Raw genomic sequence first — 20,477 nt, forward strand, 5'->3', positions numbered from 1 at the left:
TCACCGCCCCACGGCGACGTATTCGAACCCGTGGCGTTCGACGTCGGTGCGGCTGTAGAGGTTCCTGAGGTCTACCAGCAGGGGCGTTTTCAGCAGGCCTTTCATGCGCTCCAGGTCCAATGCGCGGAAGGTGTCCCACTCGGTCACGATCACGGCGGCGTCGGCGCCGTCCATCGCTTCGTAGGGCCCCTCGCAATAGGTCACCTTGTCGATCACCTTCTTCGCCTGCTCCATGCCTTCGGGATCGTAGGCCTTCACCCTGATCCCTGCATCCTGCAACGCCTGCACCACGCTGATCGCGGGGCTGTCGCGCATGTCGTCGGTGTTCGCCTTGAACGTCAGCCCCAGCACCGCCACGGTCCTGCCGTGCTGGTCGCCGCCGCCAAGGGCATTGATGACCTTGCGCCCCATCGAGCGCTTGCGCTGGTCGTTGCTGGCGACAACGCTTTCCACGATCCGCAGCGGGCTTTCGTAATCCTGCCCGGTCTTCAGCAGGGCCAGCGTGTCCTTGGGAAAGCACGAGCCGCCATAGCCCGGCCCCGGCATCAGGAAACGGTTGCCGATGCGGCTGTCGAGGCCGATGCCCTTCGCGACATCGCGCACGTCCGCACCCACCTTCTCGCACAGGTCGGCGATCTCGTTGATGAAGCCGATCTTGGTGGCGAGGAAGGCGTTGGCGGCATACTTGGTCAGTTCCGCCCCGCGCCGGCTCATCACCACCAGCGGGCTCTCGTTGCGGGTGAGCGGGCGATAGATTTCCGCCAGCACCGTCTCGGCGTGCTCGTCGTTCACACCGATCACTACGCGGTCGGGCCGCTTGAAGTCGTCGATTGCCGCGCCCTCGCGCAGGAACTCGGGGTTGGAGGCGACGGAGAACTCGAGATCGGGCGCGGTCTCGCGGATGATGCGCTCCACCTCGTCACCCGTGCCGACCGGCACCGTCGACTTGTCGACCACCACCACGCCTTTCGGCAGCAGCGGCGCCATCTCTTCGGCCGCGGCATAGACATAGGACAGGTCCGCATGGCCATCCCCGCGGCGGCTGGGCGTTCCCACTGCAATGAACACCGCGTCCGTTCCCGGCAGCGCCTCGGCAAGGTCCAGCGTGAACGCCAGCCGCCCGGCTTCCACGTTCTTCGCCACCAGCTCGTCCAGCCCAGGCTCGAAAATAGGGATTTCGCCAGCCAGCAGCGCGTCGATCTTCGACTGATCCTTGTCGACGCACACGACCTCGTGACCGAAATCCGCAAAACAGGCGCCGGAAACAAGGCCAACATAGCCGGTTCCGATCATCACGATACGCATAGGAATTGTCCTTTAAGAAACTGGCGCGGCCCCCTGGAGCTCGTCGCGCTCCTTTAATCAGCCGTGGCGAACGGGGCCCTAGCCGCGTCCACGATAGGAAGCGACACCCTGGTCGGGCAGCCACAGTCCTTCCGGTGGAGAACCGCTTTGCCAGAACACGTCGATGGGGATGCCCCCGCGCGGATACCAGTAGCCACCGATGCGGAGCCAGCGCGGCTGCATTTCCTCGAACAGGCGCTGCCCGATCCCTACGGTCACGTCTTCGTGGAAGCCGTTGTGGTTGCGGAATGAACCGAGGAACAGCTTGAGGCTCTTGCTCTCCACGATCGTGTCGCCGGGAGCATAGTCGATCACCAGATGCGCGAAATCGGGCGCGCTGGTGACGGGGCATAGCGAAGTGAATTCCGGGGCGGCGAACCTCACCAGATAAAGCTGGCCCTTGCGCGGATTGGGCACGTAATCGAGCACCGCATCTTCCGGGGAGGCGGGCAAGGCGCTTGTCTGTCCCAGGTATCTGGGTGCGGCTGGCTTGTCGGTATCGCTCATGGGGGCACCTGATGGCGCGGCTTGGCGCGCGGTGCAAGCGCCTGCGGCATTTACGAAGCCGATAGCAACGGTTACGCCCGTCCTATGGACACACTTGTAACCACCCAATGGCTGGCGGATCGGCTTGGGAATGCCGATCTCGTGGTGCTCGACGCTTCGTCTCATCTGCCGGATGCCGGGCGCGATGCGCAGACGGAATATGACGACGCGCATATTCCCGGCGCGCGCTTTCTGAACCTGAAGACGCTGGTTAATCCTGAGAGTGAGGTGCCCTCGGCCTACCCCACCCGCTCGCAATTCGATGACCGATTGCGGGAACTGGGCGTGCGAGGGTCGGATACGATCGTCCTTTACGACAACAGCGCGATGCGCACGTCGGCGCGGGCGTGGTTCCTGTTCCGCCTCTATGGTGTGAAGACGGCGATTCTGGATGGCGGCCTGCCAAAGTGGATTGCGGAAGAGCGACCGACCGAGACAGGGACTAAGCCGATCGAGCCAAGCGACTTTACCTCGTCAGGCGGTGCCGGGGAAATTCGCACCAAGGCGGAGATGCTCGGCAACTGTGATGCGGGCCGCGAGCAGGTGGTCGATGCCCGCGACGCAGGGCGATTTACCGGTGAAGTGCCCGATACCGTGCACAACCTGCCCGGCGGCCACATCCCAGGTGCGCGCAACCTCTTCTTCGCAGACCTGCTGGCTGAAGACGGGACTTTCCTTCCGTCCGAACAGCTCGCCAGTGCATTCCGCGAGGCCGGGCTCGATCCCGCGAAGCCGCTGGTGGCGAGTTGCGGCGGCGGCGTGACCGCCTCGGTCGTGCTGCTCGCACATTACCTGATCGGTTACGAACACGGCGCATTGTACGACGGAAGCTGGAGCGAGTGGGGCGCAGACCCCGCCACGCCAAAGGAAACCGGCCCCGCGGCATGACAGACAAGCCTCACAAAGCTGCCACCCGCGTCGTCGAAGCGGGACGTAAGCGCGAATGGACCAGCATCCCCGGCAGCAAGGGCGCCGTGGTCAATCCGCCGGTCTGGCGCGCCAGCACGCATCTCTATGACGACAGCGCCGATCTTGCCGGTGGCCGGCCGAACGAGGACGGTCATTTCTATTATGGCCGGCGCGGCGGACCGACCCAATGGGCGCTGGCAGATGCGCTCACCTCGCTTGAACCCGGCGCGGACGGCACTGAGCTGTTCCCAAGCGGGGTCGCGGCCATTGCCTGCACCTTGCTGGCCGTTCTGCGTCCCGGTGACGAACTGCTGGTGACCGACAATGCCTACGAGCCGACGCGGAACATCGCGCTTTCCATGCTCAAGCAATTCGGCATTACGGCAAGACCATTCGATCCACTGGCTCCCGATGGCTTCACCGATGCCATCACCGATGCGACCAAGGCTGTGATGCTGGAAAGTCCCGGCAGCCTGACCATGGAAGTGTGCGACATTCCCGCTCTTGCAGCCCTCGCCCGCGAGCGCGGCATCCTCTCCATCATCGACAACACCTGGGCCACGCCGCTTGGCTTTCCGGCCCTGCAGCACGGCTGCGATGTATCGGTGATGAGCCTTACCAAGCACGTCGGCGGCCATTCGGACGTGATGATGGGCAGCGCCAGCGCGGCAAAGCCGGTGATCAATCGCATCCGCCGCCAGGCGCAGTTCATGGGGCAGGTCGTCTCTCCCGACGATGCCTCCCTCGCGCTGCGCGGCCTGCGTTCCATGCAAGTGAGGCTCGAGCGATCGACGCAGACCGCGCTGGAAGTGGCACGGTGGCTGGACGCGCGGCCCGAAGTGTCCGCCGTCCTGTGCCCGATGCTTCCGGGCGCACCGGGGCATGACCTGTGGCGGCGGGATTTTTCCGGCGGATGCGGGCTGTTCAGCTTCGTGCTTGCCAACGGCTTCGATGTGGGGGGCCGCGCGCGGCTGATTGATGCGCTAAACTTGTTCGGCATCGGCTTCAGCTGGGGCGGTTTCGAGAGTCTTGCGATACCCTTCGATCCCGCACCGGTTCACACACTGCGCCCGTGGCCTCCGGGGATCGATGCAGGGTGCGGGCTTGGCGTGCGCCTTTCCATCGGGCTAGAAGATGCAGAAGACCTGATTGCCGATCTTGCCTGCGGCCTCGATGCGATGGGAGCAAAATGACCGGACCTGCGACCTTGCCCGATACAGCAACGGCCATTGAAGAAGCGACATCGTCACGTTCGAGCGAAGCGGTACCCCTGCGCGATCCGGAAACCGGCGAACCTCTGCTCGATCCCGAAACCGGGGAGCCGCTGATGGGCATCCCCAACCCGGGCGAAGCCGTGCCGGTCCTCGATCCCGAAACCGGCGAGCCGCTTCTCGATCCGGACACCGGCGAGCCTCTCTTGGCTATTCCTGAAGCGGTGCCGACGCCCGAACCCACGCCGGAAGCCGTCACCGCGATTGGGACGACGGAGGAAGTGCGTGATGCGGTGAGCGAACGCAGCGAAACCGTCGGCGGCATTCTCGACGGGCTGGACTCCGCTGCCCTGCAAGTCGGATCGATCCGCTTCTCCATGCTGGACGCGCTCTTGGCAGTACTGGTGATCCTGCTGGTGATCCTGCTGGCCTGGGGCGTTACGCGGCTGATTCGCTTTGCGCTCAAGCGCATTACCCGGCTGGACGGTTCGCAGCGCCTGCTGGCAGAGAAGATTTCCACCATCCTCGTCTGGGCGGTGGCGTTCCTGATCGGCATCGACATGCTTGGCATCGACCTGACCGCGCTTGCGGTCTTCTCAGGCGCGTTCGGCCTGGCAATCGGTTTCGGTCTGCAGAAAACCTTCGGTAATCTGATCGCCGGAATCATCCTGCTGATGGACAAGTCCATCAAGCCGGGAGACGTGATTTCAGTCGCGGACACTGCCGGGAACGAGGGTTTCGGGCAGATCCGCAAGATCGGCATTCGCGCGATCTCTGTCGTGACGCGGGACCAGACGGAATACCTGATCCCGAACGAGAACCTGATGATCAACCAGGTGGTCAACTGGTCCTACAGCTCCCGTGAGGTGCGGGTGAAGGCAGCAGTGGGCGTGTCCTACAGCAGCGACATCGATCTGGTGATGGAGCTGCTTTACAAGGCTGTCGAGGAGACGCCACGCATCCTTAAGACCCCGAAGCCGCGGGTGAACATCATGGCTTTCGGCGACAGTTCGGTGAATTTCGAAGTGCGCTTCTGGATCACCGATCCCGAGGGTGGCCTCGCGAACATCCGGTCGGATGTCTACCAACGCATCTGGCAGCTTTTCCACGAACACGATGTGGAAATTCCGTTTCCCCAGCGCGACCTTAACTTACGCGGCAACGAGGAATTCAACCAGCTCGTCGCAGCAATTGGCCAGCGACTGGAAAACAATTCCACCAAAGGCTGACTGGAGCCGACGAGGCTGTTTCTAGCCCCTGACACACCGTGGTAATGCCCATGCCAGAACGAAGGGCCATGACACAGACACTGGGTATCATCACCGCCTTCGGGGCCGTTGCAGTGCTGGGATGGCTGGCCGTACTGCTATACCCTCGCCTGATCCCCTCTGCCGGCGCCCTCTCCGCGGAAAATCGCCTGCGCCCCGCCATCCTCTTCATCGTCGCATCAGCCCTGGCCTACGCCCTCGCCATGACGATCAGGGCGGGCGGACCCCTTGCCGGTGACGATCCGATCTCGCTGACACTCGCACAGATTGTCATCTATGCGCCTTTTATTGCGCTGGCTGGATTTTTGCGCACCCGCGCCGCGCTGCTCGTTCCGCAAGGCAATACGCTTCGATCGGTGGCCATCGGGATCGGCATCACCGTTCTCGCGCTTGCCGCATACTACTCCTCCACCGACGGATGGAGACACGTGCCCCTGCTGGGCGAAGCGCTGCTGAGCGGGGATGCGGCCGCGATTGCCCTGCGGTCCATTCTGCGTTGTCTCGTGGTCGGCATGTTCATCGCGGTGTTTTCCGCCGCTTGGTCGAGCCGCGTCGTGCTGTTGATCGGGGGCGTGGCCATCGCGCTCACGCAGGTTCCCTCGCTTCTGGCAGAAGGCTTCTCCGCCGCCTGGCTGGGTGTGCTGATAGCTCACGTGGCGCTGGTGACGGGTCTGCTGTCTGCCATTCTCGCCACCCGCAACATCGTGTGGTTCTGGCCCGTTCTTTCAGGCCTGAACCTGCTGTTGTTCTCCCTTCCCTAAAGCTGACCTACAGCCCTGCCAAACCTTTCTCACTGGCGATCTAACGGTGGCAGGCGCAGTTAGGCCCGCATGGAAAAAGGGAAAATCTTTCTCGTCGGCGCGGGTCCGGGCGATCCGGACTTGCTGACGCTGCGCGCCGCGCGCCTGATCGAGAGTGCCTCGCTGATCGTTCACGACGGGCTGGTGGATCGCGCCATCCTTGCATTGGCACAGCCCGATGCCCGGCTGATCTCCGTGGCAAAGCAGCGTTCGAAGCACACCTTGCCTCAGGATGACATCAACGCTCTGCTGGTGCGCGAAGCACTCGCGGGACGCAACGTGGTACGCCTGAAGGGCGGAGATCCCTTCGTATTCGGGCGCGGCGGCGAGGAAATGGAAGCCGCGCAGGCCGCCGGCGTTCCCGTCGAGGTCGTGCCCGGCATTTCCGCCGCCAACGGAGCGGCGGCCGCCAGCGGCATTGCCCTCACCCACCGCGAGGACGCCAGTATCGTCAGCTTCGTGGCTGGCCAGTGCAAGGGCCTTTCCGAACAGAACTGGGCCGGACTTGCCGGAAAGGGCCGCACGCTGGTGATCTACATGGGCGTGAAGACCGCACCTCAGATTGCCGAGAAGCTGATGGAAGACGGCCTCGCCCCCGACATGCCCGTGGCCGTGATCGAAAAGGCCTGCCGTGCCGACATGCGCGTCCTGCGCGGACCGCTGGCTGGCTTGCCCGACCTCATCACGCGGGAAGCGGTGCAGAGCCCTGCTCTCATCGTGATCGGCCACGTCACCGCACGCGCCGATGCCGCGCTCGTTCATTTCGCCCACGAAACTACTGGGGAAGCTGCATCGTGAAAATCCTGACAGGAAACGACCTGAAAACCGGCGCTGTCGTGTGGTGGGATGGCCAGGGATGGTCGATCCACATTACCGAGGCCATCGACGCAGGCGAGAATGCCGAAAGCATACTTGCCACCGAAAGCGCCGCGCGCCGCGTGAACGCCGCATACGCCATCGACGCCGAGCAGACCGAAGACGGTCCGCGTCCGGCGCATATCAAGGACCGGGTGCGCGCACTCGGCCCGACCGTTCGCCCCGATCTTGCCGTGCCAGCGGTAGAGCGCGTGGGCTGGGACTGGGTGATCTGACATGTACCAGTACGACAAATACGACCAGGCGATGGTCGATGCCCGTGTGGAGGAATTCCGCGACCAGGCCCGCCGCCGTCTCGAAGGCAAACTGACCGAGGACCAGTTCAAGCCGCTGCGGCTACAGAACGGCCTCTACCTGCAATTGCACGCCTACATGCTGCGCGTCGCCGTGCCCTACGGCACGCTGAACAGCCGGCAGATGCACGCGCTGGCCGACATCGCGGACAAGTACGACCGCGGCTATGGCCACTTCACCACGCGCCAGAACATCCAGTACAACTGGATCAAGCTGGAAGACGCGGCGGACATCCTGGCCGATCTCGCCAAGGTGGAAATGCACGCCATCCAGACGAGCGGCAACTGCATCCGCAACATCTCTTCGGATCAATACGCCGGTGCCGCGGCAGACGAAGTGGTGGACCCGCGCCCCTACGCCGAATTGCTGCGCCAGTGGTCCAGTTTCCACCCCGAATTCGCCGCCCTGCCCCGCAAGTTCAAGATCTGCGTGATCGCGTCCGAAAAGGACCGTGCGGCCATGCGTCTGCACGATATTGGCATCAACATCGTCAAGAACGACGAAGGCACGCTGGGCGCTGCGTTCTACGTCGGTGGCGGCATGGGCCGCACGCCGATGATCGCGCCTTGCATCCGCGAATTCGTGCCGCTGGACCAGATGGTGACCTATTCGGAGGCGTGCCTGCGCGTCTACAACCGCCACGGCCGCCGCGACAACAAGTACAAGGCGCGCATCAAGATCCTCGTCCACGAAATGGGCGCAGAGGAATATGCCCGCCAGGTGGAGGAAGAATTCGCCCACCTGCTGGAGCAGGGCATCGAACCGCCTTTCGCCGAGATCGAGCGCATCCGTAGCTTCTTTCAGCCGCCCGAATTTGCTGTCGGCCTGCCGGAAAAGGCGGACCGTTCGGACCCCGATTTCGCCCTCTGGATCGATCGCAACTGCTCGCCCCACAAGGTGCCGGGATATGTCTCCGCCGCAATCAGCCTGAAGCCCGTTGGCGGCATCCCCGGCGATGCCACGGCAGAGCAGATGCACCTGATGGCCGAGCTGGCAAAGGAGTACAGCTTCGACGAGTGCCGCGTGACCCACGCGCAGAACATCATCCTGCCGCATGTCGAAATCGGGCGCTTGCACGAACTCTGGCACAAGCTTGACGAAGCGGGCCTCGGCACCGCCAATCTCGACCAGGTGGGCGACATCATCGCCTGCCCCGGCCTCGACTATTGCAGCCTCGCCAACGCTCGCTCCATCCCCGTCTCGCAGAAGATTTCCGAACGCTTCGCGCAGAACGGCAAGGGCGAACTGCTGGGCGAGCTGAAGCTGAAGATCTCGGGCTGCATCAACGCCTGCGGACACCACCACGCAGGCCACATCGGCATCCTCGGCGTCGACCGGAAGGGCACCGAGAATTACCAGTTGCTGCTTGGCGGTAGCGAGGCGGAGGACGTCTCTCTCGCCAAGATCACCGGCCCCGGCTTCAACGAGGCGGGCATTGTCGACGCCGTGGAAACCGTGGCCGATCTCTACCTCGAGAAGCGGCAGGACGGGGAACGCTTCCTCGATACCTATCGCCGTCTTGGCATGGATGCATTCAAGGAGGCGCTTTATGGCTGATGTAGACCTCGGAACGGGCCGCGACGACGTGCAACTGCGTTTCCGCGAGGACGAGCAGGCCGATATCGCTGCCGTGACGGTGGATTCGTTCCTCGACCAGTCCGATGCCGATGCCGTACGCATCGAGCCGGGCGACGACGCGCGCGACCTCCTGCCGCACCTCTCCCGCCTGCGCCTGGTGGAAGTGAACTTCCCCAGCCACACGGATGGCCGCGGCTGTTCCGCCGCGCGCCTGCTTCGCGAACACGGCTATACCGGCGAACTGCGCGCCGTGGGTGACGTGCTGGTGGACCAGCTGCGCTACCTGCGCCGCTGCGGTTTCGATGCTTTCGCGCCGGATCAGTGGCTTGACGAGGAAGACGCCAAGGCCGCACTCGCCCGCTACGATCACGTCTATCAGGCCGCGGCAGACGCTGCCGTGCCGATCTGGAACCTGCGGCATGGGTGAACCCGCCCGCCGGATTGACCGGATCGACACCGCGCCTGCCTTCACGCAGGCCGATGCCGATGCGCTGAATGCCCGCTTCGCCGGTGTGCCCACGCCGGAGATGCTGCGCACGCTGCTGGCCGAGGATACGCTTGGCCGCGTCGGCGTGGTCTCCAGCTTCGGGACCGAGGCCATAGTCCTGCTGCACCTGGTCGCGCAGGCGAACAAGGACGTGCCGATCATCTTCGTCGACACGCTCAAGATGTTCGACGAGACTTTGGCTTACCGCGAACAGGTGATCGACCTGCTTGGCTTCACGAATGCCAGCGTCGTGAAGCCCGATCCGGCCAAGCTGCTGGAGAAGGACGAGACTGGCATGCGCTGGTCCTACGATCCCGACGGCTGCTGCGAGATCCGCAAGGTGGAGCCGATGGCGCGTGCCAAGGCCAGCCTCGATGCATGGATTTCAGGGCGCAAGGCGTTCCAGTCGCAGACCCGCCAGAACCTTCCGCTGTTCGAAGTGGAAGACGGGCGCATGAAAGTGAACCCGCTGGGCGAATGGACGAAGGAAGACCTCGACGCCTATTTCGAGGAACACGACCTGCCGCGCCACCCGCTGGAGGCTCTCGGCTACCTCTCGGTCGGCTGTTCGCCCTGCACCAGCACCGTTGCTCCGGGTGAGGATCCGCGCGCCGGGCGCTGGCGCGGTTGGGACAAAACCGAGTGCGGCATCCACTCGACGAAGGTACCCAAAGGCGACGACGGCGATCTCCCGCCGGGTTACGAGCCCTTTCTCTAGGCGCGGCGCAAGAGGCCGTAGGCGACGAGCGAGCCGATCACGTCGTCCAGTTCCTCACTGTCTTCGACGGCAAAGTCCGACTTCGCGACCGACCCGGCCGCAATTCGCTCCTGCAATTGCGTCGCCAGTGCGTCCGATAGCGGAAGGCTGGCCCCCGGCAGCACGATCTGCTTGCCGCCCTCGCCATCGTCTCCTGATCCCTCGAACGAATAAAGGATGTGTTCGCGCACGGTGAACCTGTCGTCCTCGCCGATGGGTTCGCACAGCGCGTTCAGTCCGCCCCGCACACGTCCACCTTGGGAGCGGACGAAGTTGCCGGAGAAAGCCGAAAGCGTCGCATCGAAGCTGGCTGTATCGGCAATCGCCTGGGCCAGCCTCTGAAACGTTGCCGCGTGGTCCACTCTGCGGCCTTCGTCGAAATAGAGATCGCGTGGCAGGGAATGCCGCATCTCGGGTATGCGCAGGCTCGCCTCGGCCACCGCTTCCAGCATGAAATCGGCCCAGGTCTGCACCAGGATCCCGACGGTGATATGCAGGCTGGGCCTGTCGCCATGGGTCAGCGCCCGGTGCGCGGTGCCGCGCGGCACGTAGAGGCATTGCCCCGTTTCCAGCACGAACCGGTCCTTCAGTTCCCCGGGATCGTCACGCCCGCTGCGGAAGCCTTCGCCGCGGTAGGGCAACGTTTCCCGGTCGCCGTAAATCTCCCAGTCCTTCGCTCCCGCGACTTGCAGGACGAAGACGTCGTGATCGTCGTAGTGCACGCCGAAGCCGTGCTCTCCCGGCGGCGTCATGTAGATGTTGGTCTGCGTGCGCGCACCGAACACGCGCTGGAGCGACAGGCAGAAATCGTAGAGCTTGCCGTCGGCGAAATGGAGTTGCGGCAGAATGATCGTCGCCCCGTCGCGAAAGCCGTCCAGCACCGCGCCGCGATCGACCGCGCCATTGGCAAAGGTGAATTCGGAGTGGGGTATGCCCCTGCCCGATTTCGCCATGTTGATTGCCTTTGCGGGCAATTCGCTGTCGGCGATGATCTCGTCGATGCGGTCGATGCTCAGCAAGTCGCAGATCTCCGGCTTGACCTGCTGGCTATGGAAATAGCGCTTTTCGTAGTGATCGCGGAAGAACTGCTCCGGCGAGAGCGGTGCCGTCAGCATCCGCAGGGCTTCGCTGGAAGAGCGGCTGGTCAATTCGTTTTTCATCGCCTGTCGATACGACAACGGGGCCAGGAATAACCGGAACCGTGGTCATGAACTCCCGTCAGATCCGGATCTGGCTAGTATCCGCGCCCGTTGCCTACGGGATCGCTGGGGTCGGAATCGGTGAACCCGCTCTCGCGCCCGCGGCCACTGCCGATGGCATCCGCGTTGGAACCGGTGTCGGAATCCGTAATGCCGGTGTTCGGCCTGCCCCGACCGTTGCCCACGGCATCGCGATTGGAGCCGGTGTCGGAATCGGTAATACCGCTGTTGCCACCACGACCATTGCCGACGGAATCGGTGGGATCGGAGTCCGTCACGCCGCTCTTGTTGCCGCCGCGCCCGTACTGGGCCGGATCGGCATTCGAGCCAGAGTCGCCGTCCGTAAGGCCGGTCCGGCCATGACCGGCCTGGTCGTTCGGATCGCTGTCCGTGTAGCCGGTGCTACCATGATTCACATCGTCGCTGGGATCACTGTCCGTCCGGCCCGTGCGCTGCGCTGCCGCAGGCGAGCTGATCATGGTTGCGGCGACGCCGCCGCTCACCAATGCCACGAAAGAACGGCGTGACACGGGTTTCACCCTTCTTGCCATATGATTTCCCCCACATTTCCCCGAAACGGGCACAATCCCGACTTGTACTACCGCGTGAGAGTAACCGGCATGTAAATATTCGCAAGTGCCCGGTCGGACCTTACAGACAATTTCATATCCAGCCGTTCTGGCGATACCAGCGCGCCGTTTCGGCAAGTCCCCTCCGGGTTTCGATTTGCGGCGTCCAGAGTTCGGCGGGCACGGCTTTGTCCACGCTGCTGGTCCAGTCGGGATGGGCCATGTAGCTGGCCCGGTCCGGCGTCAGCTTGGCGGCGCTTCCCCGCAAGAACCGGTCCAGCCGGCCGGCACCCATCAGCACGGAGCGTGGGACATTCGGTGCCCATACGCGCCTGCCCATCGCCACACCGATTGCCTTCGCCATTTCGGTATGGCTCCAGCCACCCTGTCGCCCGTCGTCGGGTTCCATCACGCGCGGCTGACCATCTGCCGTCGTCGCAGCGAGGATCAGCAGCAGGCGGGCAAGGTCGCTGACATGTATCATGGAGGCACGCCCCTGCGGCGGCATTGGCACCACTCCCCACTTCGCGGCCTTGAACACCTCGAGGATTTCGGTGTCCCTCGGGCCATAGACGGCGGGAGGTCGCACTATCGTCCAGTCGAGGCCGCTCGCCTCCACCACTCGCTCTGCTTCGTGCTTGGACTTGCCGTAGAGCGAGAGGCCAGGCTCCCGTGCGGCAAGGGAAGAGACGTGGACCAGTCGGCGCACGCCTTGCGCCCGCATCGCGGCAACGACATTGCCGGTGCCCGTCACGTTGCCTTCGGCAAAAATGGCGGCGTCGGGCGCATTGACGACGCCCGCGATATGGATAACGGCATCTGCATCGCGGACGAGGCTCGCCAGCGCATCGGCGCTCGACAGATCGCCTTTCACCCAGAAAACACCTGTCCGATCTGCCTGATCGCGGCGCGTGAGCGACCTGATGGAAAGGTCTTGCCCCTCTGCCTCATCCATAACGGCCTGGCCGACAAAGCCCGTACCGCCGGTGATGGCGATGGTCACAGCAGGACGAGGTGATCCCGGTGGATCACGGCCGAGCGCGGCGTATGGCCGAGAATATCCTCATGCTCCTCGCTGGAATGGCCGCGGATCGCCACGACATCGGACCAGTCGTATTCCACCACGCCCTTCGCAATCATGCGGCGGTTCTCGTCATAGACGGGCAGGATATCGCCGCGTTCGAACTCGCCTTCGACTTTCAGGATACCTGCGGCAAGAACGCTCTTGCCATTGCTGAGTGCTTCGACGCAACCATCGTCCACGGTGAGCGCGCCGTTGAAACGCATCCGTCCGCCGATCCACGCACGTCGACCCGAATCCTCGCGCTTGGGCAGGAACAGGGTGCCGGTCTGCCCGGCCAGCGCGCGGCCCATCGGCATCTCGTGCTGGCCATCCATGATGGCAAGCGCGATTCCGGCCCGTTCGGCGATTTCGGCGGCCAGCAGCTTTGCCGTCATTCCGCCCGATCCCAGACCTGAGCCGGAGCCGCCATCAGCCATGGCGTGGATTTCATCGGTTACGCCGCGCACTTCTTCCAGCCGGTTGGCTTCGGGATCGTCCGGATGGCGATCGTACAGGCCGTCGACGTCTGTCAGCAGGATCACGCCGTCGGCATCGCAGGCCTGCGCCACGCGGGCTGCGAGGCGATCGTTGTCGCCAAAGCGGATTTCGCCGGTGGAGATCGTGTCGTTCTCGTTCACGACCGGCACCACGCCCGATTTCAGCAGGCGGCGCAGCGTGGCGGAGATGTTGAGATAGCGGCGGCGATGCTCGAAATCGTCCAGCGTCAGCAGCAGCTGCGCGGCGACCATGCGCCGCTCGGTCAGCAGGCTGGACCACGTGGACGCGAGCGAAATCTGGCCCACGGATGCGGAAGCCTGCGCTTCTGCCAGCGTGCGCCTGCCCCCGTGGGTGAAGCCTAGCTGCTTCGCGCCGATGGCAATCGCGCCGGAGCTCACCACCACCACTTCCTGACCACGCTCCTGCGCGGTCACGATTTCATTGACGACGGTGCGCAACCATTCCACGCGCACTTGCCCGGCGCCGTCCACCAGCAGGGCGCTGCCGATCTTGATGACAAGTCGGCGGCATTTTTCAGGATCGCGAAAGTCGTCGAGTGTTTCGATAGGCATGCGCGGGGAAATAGGGGCTGGCCTGCCTTATTTCCAGCAAAGTTTCGAAATTGGTCCCTAGATTGGGGACCAGGGCTGCTCTTCCGGCGCCTCTTCGCCCTCTGCCTCCACGGTTCCGGGCTGTTCGGTGGAGGTGCGAGAGGGAAGGTAGCCCAGCACCGCATCGAGCAGTTCGTTGATGCCATCGCCTGTCGCCCCGGAGACCGGGAAAACCTTCTCCGCGCCCGCCTCGATCAGTTCTGCGGCAAAGCCCTTGGCCAGTTCGGCATCGGCCAGATCGATCTTGTTCAGCGCCACGATGCGCGGCTTGTCTTCAAGGCCCGCGCCATAGGCTTCCAGTTCCTTCTCGACGATGCGCATGGCCGTGGCCGGGTCTTCATGGCTGATGTCGATCAGGTGGATCAGCACCCGGCAGCGCTCGATATGACCAAGGAACCTGTCACCGATGCCAGCGCCGTCTGCCGCGCCCTCGATCAGGCCGGGAATGTCTGCCAGCACAAATTCGCGGCCCTTGTGGCGCACCACGCCCAGCTTGGGGATGAGCGTAGTGAAAGCATAGTCGCCCACCTTGGCCCGCGCATTGGACACTGCGTTGATGAACGTGCTCTTGCCCGCATTGGGCAAGCCAACGAGGCCCACGTCCGCCAGCAGTTTCAGCCGCAGCCATACCCACATTTCCTGTCCAGGAATGCCGGGCTGGTGCTGGCGCGGGGCGCGGTTGGTGCTGGTCTTGTAACTGGCATTGCCGCGCCCGCCCATGCCGCCTTCGAGCAGCACGACGCGCTGGCCTTCCTCGGTGAAGTCGGCGAGTACTTCTTCCTTGTCCTCGCTCAGCACCTGGGTGCCGACCGGGACCTCGATCACGAGGTCTTCCGCGCCTGCGCCCGTCCGGTCCTTGCCCATGCCGTGGCCGCCGCGCTTCGCCTTGAAATGCTGGTTGTAGCGGAAGTCGATCAGGGTGTTCAGGCCGGGCACGGCTTCGAGCACGACGTCCCCGCCCTTCCCGCCGTTGCCGCCGTCGGGGCCGCCGAACTCGATATACTTCTCGCGCCGGAAGCTCACGGCGCCGGGGCCGCCTGCGCCGGATTTGAGATAGATCTTGGCCTGGTCGAGAAAATGCATAGCGCGCCCTTATGCGCTTTTACGCGATTTCACCACCCGCTTAACGGTGATCGCTCATTGGGGGGCTACTGGTGGAGCCGAGCGGGATCGAACCGCTGACCTCGTCATTGCGAACGACGCGCTCTCCCAACTGAGCTACGGCCCCGTTCCAGTATCGCCTGCCAGCCCGATTTCTTCCCGCGCTGGAGCGCAAGCGCATTTAGCGAGTGGCAGGCGACCATGGAAGGGGGAATCTCTTCCCCCTCCCTCTGGCAATTCGCCGGGTTAGTCGGTGGTCTCGTTCGGGATCGGCTGCACGACGGGCGTACTGGCCGCCGTATCGTCCACGTTGATCACCGGGATGAGGGCGCCCGTCTCGCTGTCCGGCACGGCCACGGTGTCTTCGGGAACATAGCCCTGCACTGCCACGCCCGCAGCGCGCTGCTGCGAAGGTGTTCCGTACAGTGCCACCCAACCGGGCTGCGAAGCGCCGTAACGCTGGCCATAGCGCTGGTCCCAGTCGGTCGAGGCCGTCTGGTAGGCTTCGTAAGCCGAATAGAACTGCTCGAACGCCATTTCATAGCGTTGCAACCCGCTGATCGCGAAGGTCGCGAAATCGGTGGGCGGCGTGGCAAGGTAATCGTTGGCGACGGCCAGTGCCGCCGAGCAGAAATGCGAGCGCGCGGGCGGCGAGGCGAAATAGTTGTAGAGGCTGGTGGAATGCGTCTCGCGGGAGCGGATGGCAGCCCTGCGGACGTTGCTGCGCGCGGTGGATTGCCCCGCATTGGCGAGTTCATCACGGGCCATGCCCTGGAAGCGCGTCTCCAGCGCGGCATTCGCCGCGTCCAGCGTGGAATCCTCTGCCCTGAGCATCTGTCCGTAGGCTTCGAGGATCGGCGCGTGCACGTCCCTCATGCAATTGAGCGCAGCCACGTTCCAGCCCGACCGGAAGTGCCAGATGGCCTCGTTCGTATCGAGACCAGTGTTGATCGTCTGGCGCGTGCCGAATGCATCCTTCTGCGGAATGTCCATCCGGTAGGCCGCCTGCGGCGGTGGCACCGGCCGGTACGGGATGGCTTCCACCATCGGCGGAGGCGGTGGCGGCGGTGGCGGAGGCGGCGGAGGGGGCGGCGGTGTGGCGCAGGCGGCCAGCATTGCAATGCCGGTGGCAGCTGCAATCGCGCGGATCGTCAGGGGAGGTTTTGTCATGTTGCTAGGCTAAATCCCTCTCGTGCCACGGTTGTTCCACCGCAGGCATGGTTAATTGGAGATTGTTCTAGCGGGGCTGAATGGCAAAGAAAATGCCCGGAATGCACTATTGCACTCCGGGCATCCCGTTTCCGATTCAGCCTGCCGCAACAGGCTTGAAAATCGTCGTCCTATTCGCGTGCGGCGCCCATGAAGCGTAGCAGGAAGAGGAACATGTTGATGAAGTCGAGATACAGGCTCAGCGCGCCCATGATAACCATCTTGCCCAGCGGATAGGCCGCGGCGGCAGAGGGGTTGGTCATCTTGATCTGCGAGATCGCGATGTATTCCTGCTTCAGGCGCTGCGTATCGTAGGCGGTAAGGCCAGCGAAAATCAGCACGCCAAGTGCCGAGATCGCGAGTTCAAGACCGGGCGAGCCGATCAGGAAGGCGTTCAGCAGCGAAGCGATGATCAGGCCGATCACACCCATGATGAGGAACGATCCCCACCCCGAGATATCCTTCTGCGTGGTGTAGCCGAACAGGCTGAGACCAGCGAAAGCACCGGCCGTTGCAAAGAACGTCAGCGCGATCGAGGCACCGGTGTAGACGAGGAAGATCGTCGACAGCGAGAGGCCCATCAGCACCGCAAAGCCCCAGAACATCGCCTGGAGCGTGCCGGTGGAGAACTTGTCACGGCCGAAGCTCATGGCGAAAACGATCGCCAGCGGCGACAGCGCGACCAGCCACATCAACGGCCCTTGCGCGAACTGTACGGCGAGGCCGCTCTGCGCGGTCAGCAGGGCGACGATGCCGGTCAGCAGCACGCCCGATGCCATGTAGTTGTAGATCGAGAGCATGTGCTTGCGCAGGCCTGCGTCGAAGGTCGTACGGCCAGCGACATCACCCGTCTGGCTCGGCGACGCACCGAAACCCTGGCGGGTCGTACGGTTGTCGTTCCAATTTGCCATCTTTTCCAAAACTCCTTTGGCCCGGCCTCACAAAGCGGACCGGATTGCGCCTAATATCGGCATAATGCGAGCGATTTTCAAGGAAAACCGGACGCCCATCCGGTCACTTTCCGTTAACCGTGAAAGTGGCTCAATCGCGGGCTTCGCGCGACATTTCGATGCTGCGATCGCGGGCGGCGCGCAGGCACTTGGTCATGAGCTGGATCATCGCCTGGTCCTCGTCCAGCACGTCCAGCCCCTTGCGCGTCACGCCGCCAGGGCTGGCGACCATGTCGGCCAGCTTGCCCGGATCGTGCTCGGACTGCGATGCGAGGGCGGAGGCGCCTTCGGTCATGGCGATGGAAAGGTCCGTCGCCTGCTTTTCGTCCAGCCCCAGACGCACGGCGGCGACCTTCAGCGCATCGATGAAGCGATAGACGAAACCCGGACCGCTACCGGCAAGCGCGGTGACGAGGTCGAACTTGTCCTCTCCTACCCAGCTGGGCGTGCCGAGGTGCGCCATGAACTGGTGCAGCGTGTCGCGGCCCGCATCGTCGAGACCATGTTCGGCGAGCGCGACGGGTGCCTTGCCAAGCGATACCGCGAGATTGGGCATGACCCGAACGACGGAGCCTGCATCGGGGAAGTTCTTTGCCAGCGTATCGAGCTGGACACCGGCCAGAATGGAAAGGATCGTCGTGTGCGGCCCGACCAGCTTCTGCAATTGCGGCGCGACATCGGCCAGCATCTGCGGTTTCACGCCAAGCAGGATGGCATCGTACGTGCCTTCCTCCGGCAGTTCTCGCTGCACCGGAATGCCGCCGGGCAATTCCTCTCGCATGGGATCCATCACGGTGAAGGTCTTTGCGGGAACCCCGCCCTTCAACCAGCCTTCGAGCATTGCCCCGGCCATGTTGCCGCAGCCTACCATCAAAATCGATTCGTAAGTCATGGTGCAATCACTTGGCATGCCTGCCTGCGAAATCAAGCTTCGCCGGCGGCATCCACCAATGCTGCGTCCAGCGCGTCGCGAGGACTCTTGTCTCCCCAGAGCACGAACTGGAAGGCGGGATAGAAGCGGTCGCATTCCGAGATCGCGGCTTCCACCGCCATCTGCGCCATGTCGATGCTCAGCATCCCATCCACGCCCAGCATCATTCCGTGGCGGTAGATGATCATCCCGCCCTGCGACCACATGTCGAAGTGTCCCAGCCAGAGCTGTTCGTTGATGCGCGAGAGCAACTCGTAAGCCTCGCGCTTCTTGCCGTCGGGCACCCGGATTTCGGGCAGGCAGATGATCTGCAAGACCTTGTCCTCCACCCGCCAGATGCCGCGCACCTGGTAGGTGGTCCAGGCACCGGGAACCTCGCCCGCTACCTCTTCATCGCTAACCTGCTCGGTGGTCCAGCCGTGCGCTTCGAACAGCGCGGCGAGCATCTCTACCGGGGCGGCGTCGTGAGTCTCCTCTATCATCTCGCGGGTGGTCGTCATTGCGATGGGGCCTGCCGAAACGTCATGAGTTGCTTAATGCAGCGGCAACCAACCTCGGCGCAATCCGGGGTCCGAAAATCATCGGGCAAAACCCATCTCGCCTGTTGGCAAGATGTGAACAAGGCTCTGGACAACTTGGGCACAAGTCCGGCGATCAATCAGTCAATCGACTGAATTTCCTCGCCTTCTTCGCTGCTGAAACGGAAGCTGTCGACCCCTTCGGCGGCGAGCGCGCTCACCATCTCCTGCGCCGCGCGCGCACTGAGGTATGGCCCGGTGAGCAGGCGGTTCGTCTGCCCCCACGACGCGGTGAAGGGTTCGGCATCGTCCAGCAGGCCGCCGGAATTGCGCACGATGCGCCGCCAGTCGAAGCGGAAGGCGGAGGTATCCTGCCCGGTAGCAACCTGCACCCAGTGCCGCGCCGGATGTGCGGGCGGTGCCGGTTCGGCAGGCGCCGGACGTTCACGCCGAGGCTCGATCGTGGTGATATCCACCGCGCCCGCCCGCGACGGGAGCGGTGCGTCTTCCAGAGTGAAGTCGGCAAAGGCTTCCGCCAGGTCGACGACCTCGCTCGCAGGTTCGGGCTGCGACTGCCGGGCCACTTGTTCGGCGAGTGCGGAACGGGGAGCGGCAGTTTCTGTCAGCGAGAAAGAGGGCTGCGCCTCGCTTGCGGTAGCGGACTCCGGTTCCTGCTCCAGTGTAGCGACCACTTGCGGTTCGGCAGCGGTTGCATTGGAACTGGAAGCGGCAGGCGGCGCATTGTCGGGCAGCGCAGGAAGCTCTCCGGAAGGAGGAGATGCTGCCGGTGCCGCAGTTTGCGCTGCGGGAGTTTGGGTCGTCGGTCCGAGCGGTTCTCCGCTGGGGGCCAGGCGATCGCTGGGGCGCCTGCGAGCTTGCGCAACAGGGGGCGCATCGTCGCCCTGCTGGGCGTAAGCGGCAATCTCGACGCTATCGCGGCCCACTTCGTTTTCAGCTGGAAAGCGCCCGAGATTCGCGGCTGCCGCCTGCTGCGCCCGGGTAAGCCGCGGCATGTACCGCAAATAAGGCGCGAGTCGCTGCGAAATACGCGGCGGCAGCATGGTTTCGGCAATCGCGATAGCTTCCTCGTCGCGGCCCCTGATCGCCAGGGCGAAGGCGCGGGCGCGGTAGGCCGCGCGATCCTGCCGTTGCAGCAACGGCAACAGCGTAGCTTCCGACGCTTCCGCGTTACCGCCGATGGCATAGCTGAGAGCCAGCCGTCGCAGAACCTCGCCGTTCTCCTCCTGCGACAGCGCGAGGCGATAGAGGCGCTGCGCGCGGTCGTTCCGGCCGACGAGATCGTAGGCAAGTCCGCGCTCGGCCGCATGGGGAGACATCGGCTCTCCGGCAGCCTCGGCATTGCGGAACAGTTGCAGCGCAGTCACCGCTTCGCCACGGCGCACGGCCACAAGCGCCAGCCCGACCAGCACGCGGCCATCCTCGGGCGCGACAGCCTGCGCCCGCGAGAAGAAGCCCAGCGCTGCGTCGACGTCGTCCAGTTGCAGCGATGCGCGTCCCGCCGCCACCAGCGCCGGCACGCTTTCCGGATTGCGCGAGAGCCGCCGGAGCGCGTCGTTCAGGTCCTCCGCCGCGGGATCGGGAAGGGCCTGGACGATAGCTTGCGCCTGCACCGGCGCAGGCGATGCTGCACCGGTAGCAGAGGCGACAAGGCCGGCTGCACAAAGGACGGGAATTCTAAAAGGCACGCGTATCATTCGCCGCCCATTATACAGTCCTCACTTAATGGTGCGAGAACAG

General features: G+C 64.0%; 21 protein-coding genes and 1 tRNA gene. 9 read left to right on the forward strand and 13 right to left on the reverse strand.

Going from position 1 to position 20,477, the window contains the following annotated elements:
* A complete protein-coding gene (locus tag D4Q51_RS05725; RefSeq protein ID WP_120076102.1) occupies positions 1-1,305 on the reverse strand; it encodes a UDP-glucose dehydrogenase family protein in 1,305 nt (434 codons plus the stop codon).
* Positions 1,306-1,383: 78 nt separating this feature from the next.
* Positions 1,384-1,851 (reverse strand): preQ(1) synthase, encoded by a 468-nt coding sequence (gene queF, locus D4Q51_RS05730; protein ID WP_120076807.1) that lies wholly within the window; start codon positions 1,849-1,851, stop codon positions 1,384-1,386.
* 84 nt (positions 1,852-1,935) lie between these two features.
* Between queF and D4Q51_RS05735 the strand changes: the two genes are divergently transcribed.
* From D4Q51_RS05735 to D4Q51_RS05775, 9 genes are all read left to right on the forward strand, one after another.
* Positions 1,936-2,778, forward strand: coding sequence for a sulfurtransferase (locus D4Q51_RS05735; protein ID WP_120077031.1), 843 nt, complete (start codon positions 1,936-1,938; stop codon positions 2,776-2,778).
* Positions 2,775-3,992: a cystathionine beta-lyase gene (gene metC, locus D4Q51_RS05740; RefSeq protein ID WP_120076808.1), complete on the forward strand. Its 1,218-nt coding sequence runs from the start codon at positions 2,775-2,777 to the stop codon at positions 3,990-3,992. The genes D4Q51_RS05735 and metC overlap by 4 nt, the downstream gene beginning before the upstream one ends.
* Positions 3,989-5,239 carry a mechanosensitive ion channel family protein gene (locus tag D4Q51_RS05745; RefSeq protein WP_120076809.1) on the forward strand — a complete coding sequence of 417 codons (1,251 nt, stop codon included), beginning with the start codon at positions 3,989-3,991 and terminating at the stop codon, positions 5,237-5,239. Before metC ends, D4Q51_RS05745 begins: the two co-directional genes overlap by 4 nt.
* Positions 5,240-5,307: 68 nt before the next feature.
* A complete protein-coding gene (locus tag D4Q51_RS05750; RefSeq protein ID WP_120076810.1) occupies positions 5,308-6,039 on the forward strand; it encodes a hypothetical protein in 732 nt (243 codons plus the stop codon).
* A gap of 69 nt (positions 6,040-6,108) precedes the next feature.
* Positions 6,109-6,876, forward strand: a complete 768-nt coding sequence (gene cobA / locus D4Q51_RS05755; RefSeq protein WP_120076811.1) for a uroporphyrinogen-III C-methyltransferase — start codon at positions 6,109-6,111, stop codon at positions 6,874-6,876.
* The gene (locus D4Q51_RS05760; RefSeq protein ID WP_120076812.1) at positions 6,873-7,169 is read left to right on the forward strand and encodes a DUF2849 domain-containing protein; all 297 of its coding nucleotides are present in this window, start codon (positions 6,873-6,875) and stop codon (positions 7,167-7,169) included. The genes cobA and D4Q51_RS05760 overlap by 4 nt, the downstream gene beginning before the upstream one ends.
* Before the next feature lies 1 nt (position 7,170).
* On the forward strand, positions 7,171-8,805 hold the full coding sequence (locus tag D4Q51_RS05765; protein ID WP_120076813.1) for a nitrite/sulfite reductase: 1,635 nt from the start codon (positions 7,171-7,173) through the stop codon (positions 8,803-8,805).
* Positions 8,798-9,253, forward strand: a complete 456-nt coding sequence (locus D4Q51_RS05770; RefSeq protein ID WP_120076814.1) for a DUF934 domain-containing protein — start codon at positions 8,798-8,800, stop codon at positions 9,251-9,253. Before D4Q51_RS05765 ends, D4Q51_RS05770 begins: the two co-directional genes overlap by 8 nt.
* Positions 9,246-10,031: a phosphoadenylyl-sulfate reductase gene (locus tag D4Q51_RS05775; RefSeq protein ID WP_120076815.1), complete on the forward strand. Its 786-nt coding sequence runs from the start codon at positions 9,246-9,248 to the stop codon at positions 10,029-10,031. The genes D4Q51_RS05770 and D4Q51_RS05775 overlap by 8 nt, the downstream gene beginning before the upstream one ends.
* On the opposite strand, the gene D4Q51_RS05780 is transcribed toward D4Q51_RS05775, so the two are convergent.
* The 11 genes from D4Q51_RS05780 to D4Q51_RS05830 form a co-directional block, all read right to left on the reverse strand.
* Positions 10,028-11,230, reverse strand: coding sequence for a cupin domain-containing protein (locus tag D4Q51_RS05780; RefSeq protein ID WP_120076816.1), 1,203 nt, complete (start codon positions 11,228-11,230; stop codon positions 10,028-10,030). The two genes, D4Q51_RS05775 and D4Q51_RS05780, sit on opposite strands and share 4 nt — an antisense overlap.
* 74 nt (positions 11,231-11,304) lie before the next feature.
* Positions 11,305-11,799, reverse strand: a complete 495-nt coding sequence (locus D4Q51_RS05785) for a hypothetical protein (RefSeq protein ID WP_205689446.1) — start codon at positions 11,797-11,799, stop codon at positions 11,305-11,307.
* Positions 11,800-11,932: 133 nt separating this feature from the next.
* Positions 11,933-12,841 carry an NAD-dependent epimerase/dehydratase family protein gene (locus tag D4Q51_RS05790; RefSeq protein WP_120076818.1) on the reverse strand — a complete coding sequence of 303 codons (909 nt, stop codon included), beginning with the start codon at positions 12,839-12,841 and terminating at the stop codon, positions 11,933-11,935.
* Positions 12,838-13,971, reverse strand: coding sequence for a glutamate 5-kinase (gene proB / locus D4Q51_RS05795; RefSeq protein WP_120076819.1), 1,134 nt, complete (start codon positions 13,969-13,971; stop codon positions 12,838-12,840). Before proB ends, D4Q51_RS05790 begins: the two co-directional genes overlap by 4 nt.
* Positions 13,972-14,028: 57 nt before the next feature.
* Entirely contained in the window at positions 14,029-15,093 is a 1,065-nt protein-coding gene (obgE, locus tag D4Q51_RS05800) for a GTPase ObgE (protein ID WP_120076820.1), read from the reverse strand.
* 69 nt (positions 15,094-15,162) lie between these two features.
* Positions 15,163-15,238, reverse strand: a tRNA-Ala gene (locus tag D4Q51_RS05805).
* Between the two features lie 119 nt (positions 15,239-15,357).
* Positions 15,358-16,281: a hypothetical protein gene (locus tag D4Q51_RS05810; RefSeq protein ID WP_120076821.1), complete on the reverse strand. Its 924-nt coding sequence runs from the start codon at positions 16,279-16,281 to the stop codon at positions 15,358-15,360.
* A gap of 170 nt (positions 16,282-16,451) precedes the next feature.
* Positions 16,452-17,231, reverse strand: a complete 780-nt coding sequence (locus D4Q51_RS05815; protein WP_120076822.1) for a Bax inhibitor-1/YccA family protein — start codon at positions 17,229-17,231, stop codon at positions 16,452-16,454.
* A gap of 130 nt (positions 17,232-17,361) precedes the next feature.
* On the reverse strand, positions 17,362-18,162 hold the full coding sequence (locus D4Q51_RS05820) for a pyrroline-5-carboxylate reductase family protein (RefSeq protein WP_120077032.1): 801 nt from the start codon (positions 18,160-18,162) through the stop codon (positions 17,362-17,364).
* A gap of 32 nt (positions 18,163-18,194) precedes the next feature.
* Positions 18,195-18,701, reverse strand: coding sequence for a type III secretion system chaperone family protein (locus tag D4Q51_RS05825; RefSeq protein WP_120076823.1), 507 nt, complete (start codon positions 18,699-18,701; stop codon positions 18,195-18,197).
* Positions 18,702-18,859: 158 nt separating this feature from the next.
* Positions 18,860-20,425 carry a tetratricopeptide repeat protein gene (locus D4Q51_RS05830; RefSeq protein WP_162925169.1) on the reverse strand — a complete coding sequence of 522 codons (1,566 nt, stop codon included), beginning with the start codon at positions 20,423-20,425 and terminating at the stop codon, positions 18,860-18,862.
* Positions 20,426-20,477 lie beyond the last annotated feature (52 nt).

Origin of the sequence: Aurantiacibacter odishensis (assembly GCF_003605195.1) — a bacterium.
Taxonomy (GTDB): domain Bacteria; phylum Pseudomonadota; class Alphaproteobacteria; order Sphingomonadales; family Sphingomonadaceae; genus Alteraurantiacibacter; species Alteraurantiacibacter odishensis.

What these genes read in the sequence shown, in the direction of transcription:
- queF (WP_120076807.1), bottom strand. Translation starts at nt 1,851, where the DNA reads ATGAGCGATACCGACAAGCCAGCCGCACCCAGATACCTGGGACAGACA.
- D4Q51_RS05745 (WP_120076809.1), top strand. Translation starts at nt 3,989, where the DNA reads ATGACCGGACCTGCGACCTTGCCCGATACAGCAACGGCCATTGAAGAA.
- D4Q51_RS05725 (WP_120076102.1), bottom strand. Translation starts at nt 1,305, where the DNA reads ATGCGTATCGTGATGATCGGAACCGGCTATGTTGGCCTTGTTTCCGGC.
- D4Q51_RS05820 (WP_120077032.1), bottom strand. Translation starts at nt 18,162, where the DNA reads ATGACTTACGAATCGATTTTGATGGTAGGCTGCGGCAACATGGCCGGG.
- D4Q51_RS05825 (WP_120076823.1), bottom strand. Translation starts at nt 18,701, where the DNA reads ATGACGACCACCCGCGAGATGATAGAGGAGACTCACGACGCCGCCCCG.
- obgE (WP_120076820.1), bottom strand. Translation starts at nt 15,093, where the DNA reads ATGCATTTTCTCGACCAGGCCAAGATCTATCTCAAATCCGGCGCAGGC.
- cobA (WP_120076811.1), top strand. Translation starts at nt 6,109, where the DNA reads ATGGAAAAAGGGAAAATCTTTCTCGTCGGCGCGGGTCCGGGCGATCCG.
- D4Q51_RS05765 (WP_120076813.1), top strand. Translation starts at nt 7,171, where the DNA reads ATGTACCAGTACGACAAATACGACCAGGCGATGGTCGATGCCCGTGTG.
- D4Q51_RS05735 (WP_120077031.1), top strand. Translation starts at nt 1,936, where the DNA reads ATGGACACACTTGTAACCACCCAATGGCTGGCGGATCGGCTTGGGAAT.
- D4Q51_RS05780 (WP_120076816.1), bottom strand. Translation starts at nt 11,230, where the DNA reads ATGAAAAACGAATTGACCAGCCGCTCTTCCAGCGAAGCCCTGCGGATG.
- D4Q51_RS05775 (WP_120076815.1), top strand. Translation starts at nt 9,246, where the DNA reads ATGGGTGAACCCGCCCGCCGGATTGACCGGATCGACACCGCGCCTGCC.
- D4Q51_RS05810 (WP_120076821.1), bottom strand. Translation starts at nt 16,281, where the DNA reads ATGACAAAACCTCCCCTGACGATCCGCGCGATTGCAGCTGCCACCGGC.
- proB (WP_120076819.1), bottom strand. Translation starts at nt 13,971, where the DNA reads ATGCCTATCGAAACACTCGACGACTTTCGCGATCCTGAAAAATGCCGC.
- D4Q51_RS05750 (WP_120076810.1), top strand. Translation starts at nt 5,308, where the DNA reads ATGACACAGACACTGGGTATCATCACCGCCTTCGGGGCCGTTGCAGTG.
- D4Q51_RS05770 (WP_120076814.1), top strand. Translation starts at nt 8,798, where the DNA reads ATGGCTGATGTAGACCTCGGAACGGGCCGCGACGACGTGCAACTGCGT.
- D4Q51_RS05815 (WP_120076822.1), bottom strand. Translation starts at nt 17,231, where the DNA reads ATGGCAAATTGGAACGACAACCGTACGACCCGCCAGGGTTTCGGTGCG.
- metC (WP_120076808.1), top strand. Translation starts at nt 2,775, where the DNA reads ATGACAGACAAGCCTCACAAAGCTGCCACCCGCGTCGTCGAAGCGGGA.